This is a genomic window from Flavobacterium sp. GSP6 (assembly GCF_003984855.1).
Classification (GTDB): Bacteria; Bacteroidota; Bacteroidia; order Flavobacteriales; family Flavobacteriaceae; genus Flavobacterium.
Genome location: NZ_RYDO01000004.1, coordinates 142,319 through 159,482, shown reverse-complemented (window position 1 = coordinate 159,482; position 17,164 = coordinate 142,319). Strand labels below are relative to the sequence as shown.

The 17,164-nt window shown below is 35.8% G+C and carries 12 protein-coding genes; 6 read left to right on the top strand and 6 right to left on the bottom strand.

The window, feature by feature from the left end; all coding sequences use genetic code 11:
• Nucleotides 1-19 precede the first annotated feature (19 nt).
• The gene (locus EKM03_RS06540) at nt 20-2,713 is read right to left on the bottom strand and encodes a valine--tRNA ligase (RefSeq protein WP_126740081.1); all 2,694 of its coding nucleotides are present in this window, start codon (nt 2,711-2,713) and stop codon (nt 20-22) included.
• A gap of 217 nt (nt 2,714-2,930) precedes the next feature.
• Here EKM03_RS06540 and EKM03_RS06535 point away from each other — a divergent pair, with 217 nt between their 5' ends.
• Complete coding sequence (locus EKM03_RS06535) at nt 2,931-3,317, top strand: DUF1573 domain-containing protein (protein WP_126461017.1); 387 nt, start codon at nt 2,931-2,933, stop codon at nt 3,315-3,317.
• Between the two features lie 198 nt (nt 3,318-3,515).
• On the opposite strand, the gene EKM03_RS06530 is transcribed toward EKM03_RS06535, so the two are convergent.
• Complete coding sequence (locus tag EKM03_RS06530; protein ID WP_126740060.1) at nt 3,516-4,844, bottom strand: PDZ domain-containing protein; 1,329 nt, start codon at nt 4,842-4,844, stop codon at nt 3,516-3,518.
• Between the two features lie 127 nt (nt 4,845-4,971).
• On the opposite strand from EKM03_RS06530, the gene EKM03_RS06525 reads away from it, so the two are divergent.
• The 5 genes from EKM03_RS06525 to lgt all read left to right on the top strand — a co-directional run bounded on the left by EKM03_RS06525 (nt 4,972) and on the right by lgt (nt 10,035).
• Complete coding sequence (locus tag EKM03_RS06525) at nt 4,972-6,177, top strand: pyridoxal phosphate-dependent aminotransferase (RefSeq protein ID WP_126461023.1); 1,206 nt, start codon at nt 4,972-4,974, stop codon at nt 6,175-6,177.
• 225 nt (nt 6,178-6,402) lie between these two features.
• Nucleotides 6,403-7,074: a GTP cyclohydrolase I FolE gene (gene folE / locus EKM03_RS06520; protein WP_126461026.1), complete on the top strand. Its 672-nt coding sequence runs from the start codon at nt 6,403-6,405 to the stop codon at nt 7,072-7,074.
• A 141-nt stretch (nt 7,075-7,215) separates the two neighbouring features.
• Nucleotides 7,216-8,694 (top strand): cysteine--tRNA ligase, encoded by a 1,479-nt coding sequence (gene cysS / locus EKM03_RS06515; RefSeq protein ID WP_126740059.1) that lies wholly within the window; start codon nt 7,216-7,218, stop codon nt 8,692-8,694.
• A 75-nt stretch (nt 8,695-8,769) separates the two neighbouring features.
• Nucleotides 8,770-9,027: a membrane protein insertion efficiency factor YidD gene (gene yidD, locus EKM03_RS06510; RefSeq protein ID WP_126454090.1), complete on the top strand. Its 258-nt coding sequence runs from the start codon at nt 8,770-8,772 to the stop codon at nt 9,025-9,027.
• A 54-nt stretch (nt 9,028-9,081) separates the two neighbouring features.
• Nucleotides 9,082-10,035, top strand: coding sequence for a prolipoprotein diacylglyceryl transferase (gene lgt / locus EKM03_RS06505; protein ID WP_126454092.1), 954 nt, complete (start codon nt 9,082-9,084; stop codon nt 10,033-10,035).
• Between the two features lie 59 nt (nt 10,036-10,094).
• Here lgt and EKM03_RS06500 read toward each other — a convergent pair whose 3' ends face one another.
• The 4 genes from EKM03_RS06500 to gyrB all read right to left on the bottom strand — a co-directional run bounded on the left by EKM03_RS06500 (nt 10,095) and on the right by gyrB (nt 17,007).
• Nucleotides 10,095-10,709, bottom strand: a complete 615-nt coding sequence (locus tag EKM03_RS06500) for an acyloxyacyl hydrolase (RefSeq protein ID WP_126740058.1) — start codon at nt 10,707-10,709, stop codon at nt 10,095-10,097.
• Nucleotides 10,710-10,843: 134 nt separating this feature from the next.
• Nucleotides 10,844-13,816, bottom strand: coding sequence for a protein translocase subunit SecDF (secDF, locus tag EKM03_RS06495; protein ID WP_126740057.1), 2,973 nt, complete (start codon nt 13,814-13,816; stop codon nt 10,844-10,846).
• Nucleotides 13,817-14,042: 226 nt separating this feature from the next.
• Nucleotides 14,043-14,978, bottom strand: coding sequence for a malate dehydrogenase (gene mdh / locus EKM03_RS06490; protein ID WP_126461042.1), 936 nt, complete (start codon nt 14,976-14,978; stop codon nt 14,043-14,045).
• A gap of 85 nt (nt 14,979-15,063) precedes the next feature.
• Nucleotides 15,064-17,007 (bottom strand): DNA topoisomerase (ATP-hydrolyzing) subunit B, encoded by a 1,944-nt coding sequence (gene gyrB / locus EKM03_RS06485; protein ID WP_126740056.1) that lies wholly within the window; start codon nt 17,005-17,007, stop codon nt 15,064-15,066.
• Between the last annotated feature and the right edge of the window lie 157 nt (nt 17,008-17,164).

Below are 17,164 nucleotides of genomic sequence, written 5' to 3'. Positions count from 1 at the left end.
TTATATATTTTGACTAAGTCTATTTTAAACCCGCCAAACTGTGCTCGATAGTTTCCATTTTTGCCAGAGCATCTGCTTCTTTTTGTCTTTCGTTGGCTAAAACTTTCTCCGGTGCACCAGCCACAAATTTCTCGTTGGCTAGTTTATTTTGTACTGATTTCAAGAAACCTTGCGTATAGACTAACTCCGCCGTCAGTTTAGCAATTTCAGCTTGTACGTCAATATTTCCGGTGATTGGGATGAAATATTCATTCGATTTGACACGGAAAGACAAGGCGCCATCCACTTTATCCAAAACATATTCTAAGGAAGTCAAGTTTCCTAATTTAGTCACCACCGAATCAAAATAATCCGAAGTATTGTCATTATTGACAATTTTAAATTCAATCGCATCTTTAAACGGAATATTCTTGTCTTTACGGATCGTACGAATTCCGGAAATAACCTCCATTGTGTTTTCAAAATCAGCAATTAAACGGGAATCAAACGGTTTTATTTCTGGCCAAGTCGAAACGATTAATGCTTCATCTGTAGTTCTTTCGGCAAGAATTTGCCAAATTTCCTCTGTCAGGAACGGCATAAACGGATGCAATAATTTTAAATTATTTTCAAGCATTGCTATGGCTTTCGCCAAAGTAACGCTGTCGATTGGCTGTTGGTACGCCGGTTTTATCATTTCCAGGAACCAAGAGCAGAAATCATCCCAAACCAGTTTGTAAATTCCCATTAAAGCTTCGGAAATTCTGTATTTTTCGAAATTATCTTCGATTTCTAGAAGTGTTTGTTGCAACTTGGCTTCATACCACTCGATTGCTACTTTTGAAGATTCCGGTTGTGGAATCGTTTCCGAAACTTCCCAACCTTTGATCAATTTAAAGGCATTCCAAATTTTATTGGTGAATGCTTTTCCTTGGTTGCACAATTCTTCGTCAAACATAATGTCATTTCCGGCAGAAGCGCTCAAAAGCAATCCAACCCGAACACCATCGGCACCAAATTTTTCTATTAAGTCTAAAGGATCCGGTGAATTCCCTAATGATTTAGACATTTTACGTCTTTGTTTGTCACGAACTAAACCAGTCAAATAAACATTTGTAAAAGGTTTTTTTCCTGTGTACTCATATCCTGCAATAATCATTCTCGCTACCCAGAAAAACAAAATATCCGGACCAGTTACTAAATCATTGGTTGGATAATAGTATTTAAAGTCTTCACTTTCCGGATTCATTATACCTCCAAAAACGGACATTGGCCATAGCCAAGACGAGAACCAAGTGTCAAGAGCGTCAACATCTTGCTTTAAATCTTTTGTTTCAAGTTTATGGTTTAAAGTTTTCTCTCTCGCTAACTTTAGAGCGTCTTCAATATTTTCAGCGACCACGAAATCCTCTTTTCCGTCGCCATAGAAATAGGCCGGAATTTGTTGTCCCCACCACAATTGACGCGAAATATTCCAATCGCGAATGTTGTTTAGCCAATGGGCGTACGTATTGTTAAAACGTGCTGGATGCAATTTAATTTCGCCATCAACCAATACGGATTGAATTGCCGGTTTTACCAAATCTTCCATTTTCAAGAACCATTGGTCTGATAAACGAGGCTCGATAACTGCTTTGGTTCTTTCCGAAGTACCTACTTTATTTAAGTGTGTTTCTGTTTTTGCTAAAGCACCTATAGTCCCTAGTTCTTTTGCAATTTCTTCACGAACCACAAAACGATCTTGACCCTGATAATGCAAACCAAAACTATTTAAAGAAGCATCTTCATTGAAAATATCAATGATTTCCAGATTATGTCTTTCTCCAAGTGCTTTGTCATTCATATCGTGAGCCGGAGTCACTTTCAAACAACCGGTACCAAATTCTATGTCTACATAGTCATCTTCGATAATAGGAATTACTCTTCCGCAAATAGGGACAATCGCCTTCTTCCCTTTTAAATGAGCAAAACGTTCGTCATTTGGATTAATACAAATGGCGCTATCGCCGAAAATAGTTTCCGGACGCGTTGTTGCTATTGTCAGAAATTCCTCCCCCAAACCCTCCGAAGGAGGGGAGTTAAAAGTTTCAGCTCCCTCTCCTTCGGAGAGGGCTGGGGTGAGGATTTTATATTGTATATAATATAATTTTCCCTGTTGTTCTTCAAAAATCACTTCTTCATCAGACAAAGTCGTTTTGGCTTCCGGATCCCAGTTGACCATTCGATACCCACGGTAAATCAAACCTTTGTTGTATAAATCTACAAAAGAACGAATCACTGAGGCTGACATATCAGGATCCATGGTGAATTTTGTTCGATCCCAATCACATGAACAGCCCAATTGTTTGAGTTGTTCCAGAATTACACCGCCATATTTATCCGTCCATTCCCAGGCATGCGCCAAAAATTCTTCACGTGTTAAATCATTTTTATGGATTCCTTCAGCTTTTAATTTGGCTACCACCTTAGCTTCTGTAGCTATTGAGGCATGATCCGTTCCCGGAACCCAGCACGCATTGAACCCTTTAAGACGCGCTCTTCTTATTAATACATCTTGAATAGTATTGTTCAACATGTGTCCCATGTGTAAAACTCCAGTCACATTAGGCGGTGGAATTACGATAGTATATGGTGTTCTATGATCCGGCTCTGAGTGAAAATAATTATTTTTCATCCAGTAGTCATACCACTTATTCTCAATAGTTTTAGCGTCAAATTGTGCAGGAATAATCATTTTATTGTGGGTCATTTAATCGTTAAATTCAATTGTTTGTTGGTTCCGTTAAACCAATAACCAGATCAACAAATACCCTTGTAGACTTTGGTCTGATATTTGTAATTCTGATAGGGCACAAAAGTAAATAATTAAGTAGACTATAAAAAGGGAAATAAAAATTTGTGCGTTAATTAAAACAAAGTATATTTACTTTAATGAATTTAAAAAAATGAAAATGAAAAAAATACTAATTTTATTTGCATTCACATTAATTAGCACCGTAGGATTTGCTCAAAATGGCCCTAAAATTGAATTTGCTGCAAAAGACAATACAATCGATTATGGGAGGGTTACCAAAAATGATAATGGAACCCGTAATTTTATTTTTACGAACACTGGAAATGCGCCATTACTTATTACAAATGTACTTTCTACTTGTGGGTGCACCATTCCAACAAAACCAACCGAGCCAATTATGCCGGGAAAAACAGGGAAAATATCCATAAAATACAATATGGCTCCCGGACCAATTAGAAAAACAATAACTGTTGAATCGAATGCCGTGAATTACGATTCCGGGAGAGTCGCTTTAAAAATAAAAGGGGAAGTAGTTGCAAATTAAATCACGCAATTGTGATTTATTTAAAACAAGGAGATACCCTGTTTCCTCAGACTTTCGCGTTAAGGAGCCAATGGACAAAAACACTATTCCTCTAAATCCAATGTGTCTTATTTGATTTTTACCCGACCTACTTGATGGATTTAAATTCCATGTGTACACATCAATACGCTTCCTGAAACCCTCTGGAGGCGTTTTTTGTTAGAGAAAATCCTGTAACTGAAATCTAAATTTCAGAATCTGACTGTTTCTTTCCACTTCCAATGTTATCCATTTTTCCTCCTCAGATCTAAAGAGAGAATTAACTTTTTGCAACGAATATCTATAAGCAGGAGCGTTATTGATTAAAATAATAATATCGCCTTTTTGTACTCCTGAATTTGCTGCAGGCGAATTATTTCTAACATTTGCAATCTCATAAATAGGCTTTAATTGGAATTTATATTTAAAGTCATTGAGTACTTTAGTTTCGCCTGACTCATTATATTTTGGTAACAAAGGGACGGTTTCCATCCGAACAGTTTCCTGAACCCACTGTAATCCGTTGTGCTGGATCTCTACTCCGCTTTTATTGTATGCAAAAGGATCGTTGTAAAGACTATTTTTTTTTACATACATTTCTTTTTTAGGGTAATTAAAAATAACGGTAAATCTTTTCATAATCTCTCCTCCTACTGATCCCATCCGATCAGGAACCATAGTAACATTCCTAATTGAAGTAGAGTCCGGGAAAGCTACTATTGGATTATTAAATACAAACTGATTCATTGCGAATTTTTGAATTCTGGCTCTTTTTCCTTCAACATCACCACTAAATCCTCTGCCCAAAAAATCAGCAAAATTTTTCGGGGGAACTTTAAGAAATTCGGAGCGATCCTGAAACAACCATATTGCATCACTATTTCCTATATCAATCAGCAACTTGACCACCAGTTCCTTATTATTCAACAACACCGTACCTTTTAAATACGGCTTTGATTTCTCGATAGCGATAGGAATAGTTTTGAACTTTCTAACTATTTTTTTTCTATTTTTAGCGGTATCGCTATAGACTATAACTCTCTTTTTAGAGTAATTAATTTCAACCAGATTATTTCTAAAAAACTGAAATCCTATAATTCCGTTTACAGGAATCCCAATATGAGAGGATAAATTAAAATCCTGATTCAAAACAATATAAACCATATGATCCGCATACAACATGCTGCCGAATTGCAATATATTATTGGTCGATTTCAATCCCTCGACCGCCTCTTGACTCCCTAATCCTCTTAATAGTACTTTTTCCGCGTTAAAAAAACGAACTTCTTTTTTTTCTTCCAAACTAAATAATATGGTCTCTTCCACACCGGAATCCAATAAAAAATTCAATTCAACTCCATTCACTTTTATAGGCAGAAGCACTAAATTATTGATCAACTTGAAAGGCACACTAATTTTGTCTCCGTTTTTTTCAAACTGAAATCCTTGCTGCGCCAAAACACTGGATATTGAGAAGATTAAAAAAAATAAATTTAGCGTTCTTTTCATTGTGCTAGCTTTCTATAAAAATACTAAAAATATAAAACAAAACCGTATTTTATATGATATATCCGGGCATAAATTGTGATAAATTCGAAAAAAAAATCGCAAATTTGCAATTCAATAATTTAAGACTATGCCAACAATATCAAATAAAGGCAAACAAATGCCTGAATCACCAATACGAAAATTGGTTCCCTACTCTGAAATAGCGAAAAATAAAGGCCATAAAGTATACCATTTAAACATTGGTCAACCCGATATCAGAACTCCTGAAGTTGCTATGAATGCGGTTAAAAATATAGATTTAACTATTTTAGAATACAGCCATTCCGCCGGGAATGAAAGCTATAGAAAAAAATTAGCTGCCTATTATACAAATCAAGGAATTCCTGTACATATTGAAGATATTATAATCTCCACCGGAGGATCTGAAGCCTTGATGTTTGCTATAGGCAGCACGATGGATCATGGTGATGAGATCATTATTCCGGAACCATTTTATGCAAATTATAATGGATTTTCAACCGCATCAGGAGTTTCTGTAGTTCCAGTAATCTCGAGTATTGAAACCGGCTTTGCATTACCGGCCGTAGCTGATTTTGAAAAGCTGATTACGCCAAAAACAAAAGCGATCCTGATTTGTAATCCAGGAAATCCAACAGGTTATTTATATTCAAAAGAAGAAATCATGCAACTGGCTGCCTTAGTCAAAAAACATGATTTATTTCTAATTTCTGATGAAGTATATCGTGAATTTACTTATGATGGTGATGTCCATTATTCAGTAATGAATGTTCCCGGGCTTGAAGAACATGCAATCATGATTGATTCTGTTTCAAAAAGATACAGCATGTGCGGTGCCAGAATAGGATGCATTGTTTCTAAAAACAAGGAACTGATGGCTACTGCAATGAAATTTGCACAAGCAAGATTAAGTCCACCAACGATTGAACAGATTGCAAGCGAAGCTGCTCTTGACACTCCACAAAGTTATTTTGACGAAGTAATTTCAGAATATAGAGAACGCAGAGACACTTTGATTGAAGAATTAAATAAAATAGATGGTGTTATTGTAAGCAAACCAAAAGGGGCTTTTTATTGTATTGCGCAACTACCAGTTGCTAATGCCGATGCTTTTGCGCAATGGCTATTAGAAAGTTATGACCTAAATGGAGAAACAGTAATGGTAGCGCCAGCAGCCGGTTTTTACTCTACTACGGGAATGGGATTAAATCAGGTTCGAATTGCTTATGTTTTAAAGAAAGAAGATTTAATTAGCGCAGTACGAATCCTGAAAGCAGCGATTCCTGTTTATAATGCGACACTAACGAAAGTATAATCAAACACATTTTGGTAGACATCCCCTTTAGGGAACCGGAACTATTTTATAAAAGGCAGTAACGAGTTCGTTATTGCCTTTTCTTTTTAGATCCAAAAAAGAGAGTATAACGGGCGGCTGAACCAATAAAGTAGTCTTAAATAGTAGGAGCGATAGAAATTTTTTAATTTTTATTATTTACCTTTACCCCTTAAATATTTACACCAACAATAATAGTTGCTTTTAATGATAAAAAACGAAGAATTTCAAGACGAAATAGGAGAAAACCATATTAGTTTATCCGCAAAAAATCCAGTACGAGATGATGCTTTTGTCATTTCTGATGAGGAAAAAATTGAAAAAATAAAAAAGGACGTGGAGAGCATTCTAATCACACTTGGAATGGACTTGACCGATGATAGTTTAAAAGGCACGCCCAATCGTGTTGCCAAAATGTTTGTAAAGGAAATTTTTGGCGGTTTAAATCCTGCTAAAAAACCAAAAGCATCTACATTTGACAATAATTACAAGTACGGTGAAATGTTAGTTGAAAAAAATATCATCGTATATTCTACCTGTGAACATCATTTATTACCAATTATAGGAAGAGCGCATGTGGCTTATATTTCAAACGGCAGAGTTATTGGTTTGTCTAAAATGAACCGTATCGTAGAATATTATGCTAAAAGACCTCAGGTTCAGGAGCGCTTAACCATGCAAATTGTTCAGGAATTACAAATCGCATTAGGTACAGAAGATGTAGCCTGTGTAATCGATGCCAAGCACCTTTGTGTAAATTCAAGAGGAATCAGTGATATTGAAAGTAGTACCGTAACCTCTGAATTTGGCGGAAAATTTAAAGATAGTGTCACTCGCAGAGAGTTTTTAGATTACATTAAATTAGAAACTAAGTTCTAGTCCTCTCCCCGACCCTCTGCAAAGGAGAGGGAGCCCAGCTTGGTAAGATCAGAACAAGATTACAACAATTATTAATAACGCATTCACGTCTCAACTCCCTTCCCTTTGGGAGGGCTGGGGTGGGGAAAACAATAATCTACAATGCCATTATACAATAGCCAAAATCTAAAAATATACAATTCTCTTTCAGGAGAAAAAGAAATTTTCAAACCTATTCATGAAGGAAATGTAGGAATGTATGTTTGTGGACCTACAGTTTACAGCAATGTACATCTTGGAAATGTGCGTACCTTTATGTCTTTTGACGTGATTTTTAGGTATTTTTTGCATTTAGAATACAAAGTACGCTACGTTAGAAACATTACGGATGTGGGGCATATTGTGGACGATGTGGATGAAGGTGAGGATAAAATTGCCAAAAAAGCACGTCTGGAACAACTCGAACCAATGGAAGTAGTGCAACGCTATACGGTTGATTTTCATGAAATTCTGAATGCTTTTAACTTTTTGTCACCAAGTATCGAACCTACTGCAACGGGACATATTATTGAGCAAATTGAAATTATCAAAACCATAATTGAAAAAGGAATTGGTTATGAAGCCAATGGCTCTGTTTATTTTGATGTGGTAAAATTTAATGAAACCAATCATTACGGCAGATTAAGTGGCCGAAACATTGAGGATATGCTAGCCAATACCCGCGATCTTGACGGGCAAAGTGACAAGAGAAATCCACAGGATTTTGCGCTTTGGAAAAAAGCGGAAACTCAACATATTATGCGTTGGCCTTCGCCTTGGAGTGATGGATTTCCTGGATGGCATTTAGAATGTACTGCAATGAGCACTAAATACTTAGGCAATCATTTTGACATTCACGGTGGCGGAATGGATTTAAAGTTCCCGCATCATGAGTGTGAAATTGCACAAAACGAAGCCTGTACCGGTCAAACTCCGGTTAATTATTGGCTCCACGCCAATATGTTGACTTTGAACGGAAAAAAAATGGCAAAATCTACGGGAAATAATATTTTGCCAAGAGAAATATTGACTGGAGAAAACACCGTTTTAAGTAAAGCTTTTTCAGCATCAGTAGCACGATTTTTTATGCTCCAGGCGCATTACAGAAGTATTCTTGATTTTTCTGATGATGCCATTGTTGCTGCCGAAAAAGGATACAAACGATTGATGGAAGCGATGAATTCGTTGAAAGAAATCACTGTTCACACAAAAAGCACCGTTGACATTCCGGCTTGGAAACAAACCTGTTATGATGCAATGAATGACGATTTTAACACTCCTATTTTGATTGCGCAGTTGTTTGAAGGTGTACGTTTTATCAATTTACTAAAGGATGAAAAAGAGACCTTGAATGCGGAAGATTTAAACCATTTTGCAAAAACAATGCATGCATTTGCGTTTGACGTATTAGGATTAGAAGACGAAAAAGTCTCGGACAGCAATAACGATAAGTTAGAAGGAACGGTCAATATGCTTATTGAAATGAGAAAACAAGCTCGCGACAATAAGAATTTTGCACTTTCTGACCAAATAAGGGATCAATTAATTGTATTAGGAATTCAGTTAAAAGATGGTAAAGAAGGAACTTCGTTTAGTATCTAGTTCGCTAAATACCGAAATCGATTACAACTGAAAAATAATTTTGAATAACAACAGAGAAGTTTTAATTTTAAAATCATGTTATCAAAAATCATCATTTACCCATTTTTACTATTGGTTCGTTTCTATCAAGTGGCTATTTCACCCTTTACACCTGCGGCTTGTAGATTTGAACCCACGTGCTCCTCGTATATGATTGAAGCTTTACAAACCCACGGTTTGTTTTATGGCGGGTTTTTAGGTATAAAACGTATTTTTAGTTGCCATCCTTGGGGAAAAACCGGCTATGATCCGGTTCCCAAAAAATCATGTACCCATAAAGATTCTCTTTTTTAATACGAATTTTACATTTAATCTCTATTTTTACGTCAAACATATAAAATACAATACATGACACACGCTTTAAACATCGTTTGGAATCCATCAGAAGGAATTGATTTAGGCTTTTTTATCATTCGTTATTACAGTTTAATGTTTGTAATTGCTTTTGGATTAGGCTGGTATATTATGAAAAATATCTTTGATCGTGAAGGGGAATCAATAGAAAAATTAGATTCGTTATTTATCTGGACTGTATTAGCGACCTTACTTGGTGCACGTTTGGGTCACGTTTTCTTTTACGATTGGGAGTATTATCGCAATCATTTATTGGAAATTTTTATGCCAATACGAGAAAATCCAAACGAAACGATTTTATACATTATAAAAGGATGGGAATTCACAGGTTTTCAAGGTTTAGCAAGTCATGGTGCTGCCATATCAATAATTATTGCTATGTATTTTTACAGTAAAAATATATTGAAAAAACCCCAGTTATGGATTTTGGACCGGGTGGTTATTCCTGTTGCAAGCGGTGCTATTTTCGTCAGATTGGGTAACTTTTTTAATTCGGAGATTATTGGTCATAAAACGACTTCTGACTTTGGAATAAAATTCTTGAAAGACCATTTTAGTGCTATGGACGCGGTCAATGCGACTCAAATACCCAATCCTCAAGCTGCGTACTCAGCCATTGCGAACGACCCTAAATTTGTCTCTTTACTGGAACAAGTTCCGGTAAGACATCCTACTCAATTGTACGAGGCATTCTGTTATATTTTTGTTTTTGCAGTCTTATTTTTCCTGTATTGGAAAACCGAAAAAAGAAGGTATACCGGATTTATATTTGGTATGTTCCTGGTTCTTTTATTTACAGTCCGTTTTATAGTAGAATCTGTTAAGGAAAGTCAAGGCGGTTTTGAAAGTGCTTTAGGTTTATTTTCAACCGGACAATGGCTTAGTATCCCCTTTATTCTTATAGGACTGTATTTTATTCTTACGTCAGAAAAAGAAATAACAAACTAAACAACAATACGTTACAACAAAAAAAAGCGTTAGCTGCATCTTAGTAGCTAACGCTTTCTTTATAACGAAAAGGAGAACCCAAAGTCAATGTTTTTAGTCGTATATCCCGCATTGGTTTTCTGTAATCCCCCATTAGACACATGACGAATATTTGGTCTTACGTCTAAAGTCACACCCTTAAACCTAAAAGTAAATCCTACCGCTAAAACATCTGAAAAGGCAAAACCTTTGGAGAGTCGTTCCGTTTCTGTATCTGTAATCATTGGACCTATGCTCCCTAAAACATAAATACTCGCCGATTTAAAGACTGGTTTTCGCACTAAAAAGCCAAGATTAAGAACGTACTCTTTTACATCTTTTAGCTTTGTATAGCGCTCCCGTTTTGCAATATAATCCGGATCATCAGGCTCCACAAAATAAATATTTAGGAGTTGATGGCTTGCAAAATTAATTTCTGGCTGAAGCACTAGTGCGTATTTAAAATTCTTCGTTTGTTTTACAACATAATAAAATTGCACCTTATAAGACTGATTTGTAAAGGTATAATTTCTGTTTTTAAATTCATTTCCCATTCCATACGAAAAACCCAAATCAACTTTACTTGCCTTTTCTTGGGCATAAAATGGAATTGTACAAAGGACTAAAACTAAAATAACTAATACTTTAATCCGCATAATTACTAGTATTTTCGTTTATCTGATTATACAGTTTTCAAAAAAGGAATTAAAATCATGTTTAAAGTTACAAATAAAAAAAGAGATTCAACTTTCGCTGAATCTCTTTTTTTAATTGGTATAAAAAGCTGTTTCTAGTTTTCTAGATGCGCCTTTTCGACTCTGTCTTTATCTTCTTTTGAGATGGTGTCTACAAGTACTGGTGTTGCAATAAACAATGAAGAGTATGTCCCTACAATGATACCAACTAACATAGCAAATATAAATCCTCTGATAGATTCTCCTCCAAAAATAAACATGATCAACAACACCACAATCATCGTCAAAGAGGTATTGATAGTTCTTGACATCGTTGTATTAATAGATTGATTTACGATTTCAGAGAAAGAACCTTTAGTTTTTCCGGCTAAATATTCACGAACCCTGTCAAATACAATAACTGTATCATTCATAGAATACCCAATAACGGTTAGAATCGCAGCAATAAAATGCTGATCGATTTCCATACCAAAAGGCATAAATTTATAGCACAATGAATAAATTCCTAGCACAAAAATAACATCGTGGGCAACAGCAGCAATCGCTCCTAAACTGTATTGCCATTTTCTATAACTGATCATCAAATATAAAAATACGATTGCCATTGCTCCAAGAACCGCCCAATAAGCATTGGTTTTAATATCTTCAGCAACTGTTGGCCCTACTTTAGACGCTTGTAAAATACCGAGTTTTTTACCATCATAAGCATTAACAAATTTATCATACGTCATATCAGCTGAAAAATGTTGTTTTAAAGTAGTAAACAATAATTTATTTACTTCTTCGTCTGCTTTGATTCCTGGCTCTTCCACTTTGTATTTAGTGGTAATTTTCAATTGATTATCACTACCAAAAACTTTTACTTCGGCACTACCATCAAAAACTTCCGCTAGCTCTGCTTTTACGGTTTCAGTTTCAATTGCTTTTTCAAAACGCACCTGAAAAGTTCGCCCTCCTACAAAGTCGACTCCTTCATCAAGACCGTTAATTGCTAATGAAGTAAAACTGATAACAACTATAATACTAGAAAATAAATACGTCCATTTTTTAACTCCCAAGAAATTAAACTTGAAATTGACAAACATATTTTTAGAGAAATTAGTAACAAACGTCAAATTGTTCTTTTTACTAATGTTCCAGTCAATAAAAATTCGCGCAATAAAAATAGAAGTAAACAATGAGGTTATAATACCGATTAATAACGTAGTAGCAAACCCCTTAATTGGTCCTGAACCAAAAATGAACAATACGGCTCCGGTCAAAATATGCGTAACATTGGCATCCGTAATCGAGGACATTGCTCCTCTCCAGCTGTAGGAAGTTTTAACGGCTTCTTCTAGTGTTTTACCCGCACGCAACTCTTCTTTTGCTCTTTCGTAGATAATGATGTTCGCATCAACAGCTGTTCCCATTGTCAATACGATACCTGCAATACCTGGCAATGTAAGAACTGCACCAATACTTGCTAAAATTCCGAATAAGAAAAGTAAGTTAACCGCTAATGCAATATTAGCATACCAACCTGCTCTACCGTAATAAATCATCATCCAGAGTGACACTAAAAGCAATCCTAACAAAGCAGAATTAGTCCCGTTATCAATTGCTTCCTGACCTAAGGATGGCCCTACCACTTCTGACTGAATAATATCTGCGGCAGCCGGCAATTTACCTGCTCTCAATACATTTGCTAAATCTTTAGTTTCTGTAACATCGAAAGCTCCTGAAATTTCAGACCTACCACCTGAAATTGGACCTGTAGAAACTCCTGGTGCAGAATACACCACATTATCAAGAACAATAGCAATATTACTTTTTTGAGTGTAAGCTCTACCAGTTAATTCTTCCCATGCTTTTGCACCTTGTCCGTTCATTTGCATCGAAACCGCTGGTTTACCTGATTGGTCAAAGGTATCTTTTGCATCAGTAACCACACCACCAGCCATTGCAGGTACATTGTCTCGGTTTCCTTTTAAAGCATATAATTCTACTGCTTCAACAGCTTTTGCTTTATCGTCTTTAATAGTCAAAGGTTTTCCCCAAACAAATTTCACATACCGCTGGTCTGCAGCCAATAAAACTCTAATATCCGCTCTTTTTAAATATCCGTTTACAACAGCTGTATCTTTTGGAGAGAAAAGTCCCAAAACTGGGCCTCCACCTTGACCAATGATTTTATCAAACAAAGGATTATTTCCTTTTTTTGCGTCAGCTGAATCTTTACCATCCGAAAGCAAAGCGCTCAAAGAATCTTTCACAACAGGTTTAACTTCGGCAATATTGATTTCAGTTTTCTTCAATGACTCGTTAGCTGCCATCAAAAAATTACCAATTTCTTCTATTTTATATGTTTCCCAAAACTCTAGTTGAGCGGTACTTTGTAATAATCTTTTAATTCTGTCTACATCTTTAGCCCCTGGAAGTTCTACAAGAATTCTTCCCGTTTCCCCTAATTTTTGAATGTTAGGTTGGGTAACACCAAATTTGTCTATACGCTCTCTCAATACACCAAAAGCACTTTCTACAGACTCATCTACTTTTCTTTTGATTACTTTTTCGACCTCAGCATCGGTCATTTGAAAATCGACTCCACCTTCACCTTGCAAACTTCTGTTTGCAAAAATATCAGGAGAAGCTAATTTTACGGTCCCTTTTGAATTCGCTTCAAAAGCATTGAAAAATGCATCTAAATAGGTTTGATTTCCTTTTAAATTTGCTGTTGCATCAGCCAAAGATTTATTAAAAACCGGATTTTTTGAGTTATTCGATAAACCTTTCAATATGTCTTTAACAGATATTTGAAGTATTACATTAATACCTCCTTCTAAGTCAAGACCTTTGTTGATTTGCTTATCACTTACTTCGTTATAAGTAAAATTAGTAAACCCAAGGCTAAATACTTTTTCTTTACCAATAGAATCTAAATATTTAGCTTCTTTATCAGGGTTTCCACCCGCAAAAGATTTCGCATCATTTTTAATTTTGCTCGCGACAAAAGTGAACGAAAGTTGGTAAATACTTACCAATGCAAATAGAATTGCGAAAAATTTAATAAGTCCTTTATTCTGCATTATTACTAAAAATTAATTATTTTATATTTATTTATTTTTGCTTTAAACCTTATGAAAGAACACTTTACATTCGTTTTTTATATTATAAAAGAATATATCGAGCTACTTCATTTTTTTTAAACCGAGCAAATATATAATTAACGGTAAGATTAACCAATTTATTTATAGATTAATCTCAAGAAAAAGACTGCAAAGATGCAGTCTTCTCTTTTTTATATGTAAATTTTTATACCAAAATCGATTTTAAAGCGTCATTCATTTGTCTGACAGCGTCTGCACTTTTAGCAAATAAGGCTTTTTCAGCATCATTTAGTTTAATGTCAAGAATTTCTTCTACTCCATTTTTACCAATAATACACGGAACACCAATACAGATATCATCCTGACCATATTCTCCTTCAACGAAAACAGAACATGCAATCATTTTCTTTTGATCATTTAAAATACTATCCACCAAGAAAGCAACGGAAGCTCCTGGAGCATACCATGCCGATGTTCCAAGCAGTCCTGTAAGTGTAGCTCCACCAACCATTGTATCGGCAGCTACTTTTTGCAATTCCTCTTCCGATAGAAATTGTGAAACCGGAATTCCGTTATAAGATGCTAATCGTGTCAAAGGAATCATAGTAGTATCTCCGTGTCCCCCAATAACCATTGCTGAAATATCATTGGCCGGTTTGTCTAAAGCCAAAGACAAATACGTTCTAAAACGAGAACTGTCTAACGCTCCACCCATTCCAATAATTCTGTTTTTTGGTAATCCCGTAGATTTCAATGCCAAATATGTCATGGTATCCATAGGATTAGAAACGACCACTATAATAGTATCCGGTGAATGCTTCAATACATTTTCAGCAACCGTTTTCACGATTCCTGCATTAATTCCTATTAATTCTTCCCGAGTCATTCCTGGTTTTCTTGGAATTCCAGATGTAATTACCACTACATCACTTCCTGCTGTTTTAGCATAATCATTGGTAACACCTGATACTTTGGTATTAAAACCAGTATTGGTAGCACATTGCATGATATCTAACGCTTTTCCTTCAGCAAAACCTTCTCTAATATCCAATAGTACTACTTCGCTGGCAATTCCTCTATAAGAAATCACGTCCGCACATGTTGCTCCTACATTTCCTGCTCCTACAATGGTAACTTTCATATTTTAAAGTTTATTCGGTTATTTGTTAATTTGGTTACTTTTTTTGCGTTATTCTATTAGAATAAAAACGGATGATTACGTTACGTTACGCATCAATATTTGCGTAAACTGCATTTTTCTCAATAAATTCTCTTCGTGGTGGTACTTCATCACCCATTAACATTGAGAAAACTCTATCGGCTTCCGCCAAACTGTCAATAGTTACCTGACGCAATGTTCTAAAACTTGGATCCATTGTAGTTTCCCATAATTGCTCTGCGTTCATCTCTCCAAGACCTTTATAACGTTGAATTCCTGCACTTCCGCCCATTCTTTCATTTGCTTGATCACGTTGTAAATCATTCCATGCGTATTCTTTTTTGTTTCCTTTTTTAACTAAATACAAAGGCGGTGCGGCAATATATACGTGCCCATGTTCGATTAATTCTTTCATAAATCTAAAGAAGAACGTCAAGATTAAAGTAGAAATATGACTACCATCGACATCGGCATCACACATAATGATTACTTTGTGGTAGCGTAATTTTTCGATATTTAATGCTTTGCTGTCTTCGGCAGTTCCTATTGTAACGCCTAGCGCAGTAAATATATTTCGAATCTCTTCGTTTTCAAAAACCTTGTGATGCATTGCTTTTTCTACGTTCAAAATCTTACCACGCAAAGGTAAAATAGCTTGAAACGCACGATCACGACCTTGTTTTGCGGTTCCTCCCGCCGAATCTCCCTCGACAAGGTATACTTCACATTTTGCTGGATCCTGTTCTGAACAATCTGATAATTTTCCTGGCAATCCACCGCCACCCATTACGGTTTTGCGTTGTACCATTTCACGTGCTTTTTTGGCTGCGTGACGTGCTTGTGCTGCAAGAATAACTTTTTGAACAATGATACGGGCATCATTTGGATTTTCTTCCAAATAGTTTTCAATCATCTCACTTACCGCTTGACTTACAGGAGAAACAACTTCTCTGTTCCCAAGTTTCGTTTTCGTTTGTCCTTCAAATTGTGGCTCCTGCACTTTTACCGAAATAATAGCGGTCAATCCTTCCCGGAAATCGTCTCCTGAAATATCAAATTTCAATTTGTCTAACATTCCGGAAGCATCTGCGTATTTCTTTAACGATCTTGTAAGACCGGTTCTAAAACCTTGCAAATGCGTTCCTCCCTCATGCGTATTGATATTATTCACATACGAGAAAATATTTTCCGTATAGCTGGTATTGTAAATTAACGCCACCTCTACCGGAATTTCTCCTTTTTCATGATCCATAGAAATTACGTGCGCAATAATTGGCTCACGGTTCCCATCTAAGTAACGGATGTATTCTTTTAAACCTTCGTCAGAATGAAATACTTCTGAAACAAAATTTCCGTCTTTATCAAATTCTCTTTTATCCGTAAATGTAATCGTGATTCCTTTATTCAAATAAGATAATTCACGCATACGAGCCGATAAAGTATCATACGAATACTCAATAGTTTGGGTAAATATGCTTGGATCCGGATAAAAAGTAACAATTGTCCCTCTCTTAGTCGTTTCTCCAATTTGCTTAACCGGGTATAATGCTTTCCCTTTTTCGTATTCTTGTTCGTATATTTTACCATCACTACTGTGAACTGTAGCTCTCAAATGGTTTGACAATGCATTTACCACCGAAACCCCTACACCGTGAAGACCACCGGAAACTTTATACGAATCTTTGTCAAATTTTCCTCCGGCACCAATCTTGGTCATTACAACCTCTAATGCTGAAACCCCTTCTTTTTTATGAATTCCTACCGGAATACCACGCCCATTATCTTCAACAGAAACGGATCCATCTTCATTAATATCAACTATTATGGTATCACAATGGCCTCCCATTGCCTCATCAATAGAGTTATCCACAACCTCATACACTAAATGATGCAGACCTCGAACTCCCACATCTCCAATATACATCGAAGGACGCATCCTTACGTGTTCCATTCCTTCTAATGCCTGAATACTATCTGCTGAATAACTGTCCTTCTTGATTTCTTCGCTCATATATATTTTATTCTAAAAAAAATGTACTTTTTGTCTAACACGCAAATATATAAAAACGCAAATTATATAACCGTTAAATTCCCTTTTAAAGCCCTTAAGTTATTAACATTTGTTCATATAATTACAAAAAAACGCTCTCAAAATTGAGAGCGTTCTT

Coding starts and splice junctions, on each gene's coding strand:
- EKM03_RS06540 (WP_126740081.1), bottom strand. CDS start 2,713: ATGATTATTCCTGCACAATTTGACGCTAAAACTATTGAGAATAAGTGG.
- EKM03_RS06535 (WP_126461017.1), top strand. CDS start 2,931: ATGAAAAAAATACTAATTTTATTTGCATTCACATTAATTAGCACCGTA.
- EKM03_RS06530 (WP_126740060.1), bottom strand. CDS start 4,844: ATGAAAAGAACGCTAAATTTATTTTTTTTAATCTTCTCAATATCCAGT.
- EKM03_RS06525 (WP_126461023.1), top strand. CDS start 4,972: ATGCCAACAATATCAAATAAAGGCAAACAAATGCCTGAATCACCAATA.
- folE (WP_126461026.1), top strand. CDS start 6,403: ATGATAAAAAACGAAGAATTTCAAGACGAAATAGGAGAAAACCATATT.
- cysS (WP_126740059.1), top strand. CDS start 7,216: ATGCCATTATACAATAGCCAAAATCTAAAAATATACAATTCTCTTTCA.
- yidD (WP_126454090.1), top strand. CDS start 8,770: ATGTTATCAAAAATCATCATTTACCCATTTTTACTATTGGTTCGTTTC.
- lgt (WP_126454092.1), top strand. CDS start 9,082: ATGACACACGCTTTAAACATCGTTTGGAATCCATCAGAAGGAATTGAT.
- EKM03_RS06500 (WP_126740058.1), bottom strand. CDS start 10,709: ATGCGGATTAAAGTATTAGTTATTTTAGTTTTAGTCCTTTGTACAATT.
- secDF (WP_126740057.1), bottom strand. CDS start 13,816: ATGCAGAATAAAGGACTTATTAAATTTTTCGCAATTCTATTTGCATTG.
- mdh (WP_126461042.1), bottom strand. CDS start 14,978: ATGAAAGTTACCATTGTAGGAGCAGGAAATGTAGGAGCAACATGTGCG.
- gyrB (WP_126740056.1), bottom strand. CDS start 17,007: ATGAGCGAAGAAATCAAGAAGGACAGTTATTCAGCAGATAGTATTCAG.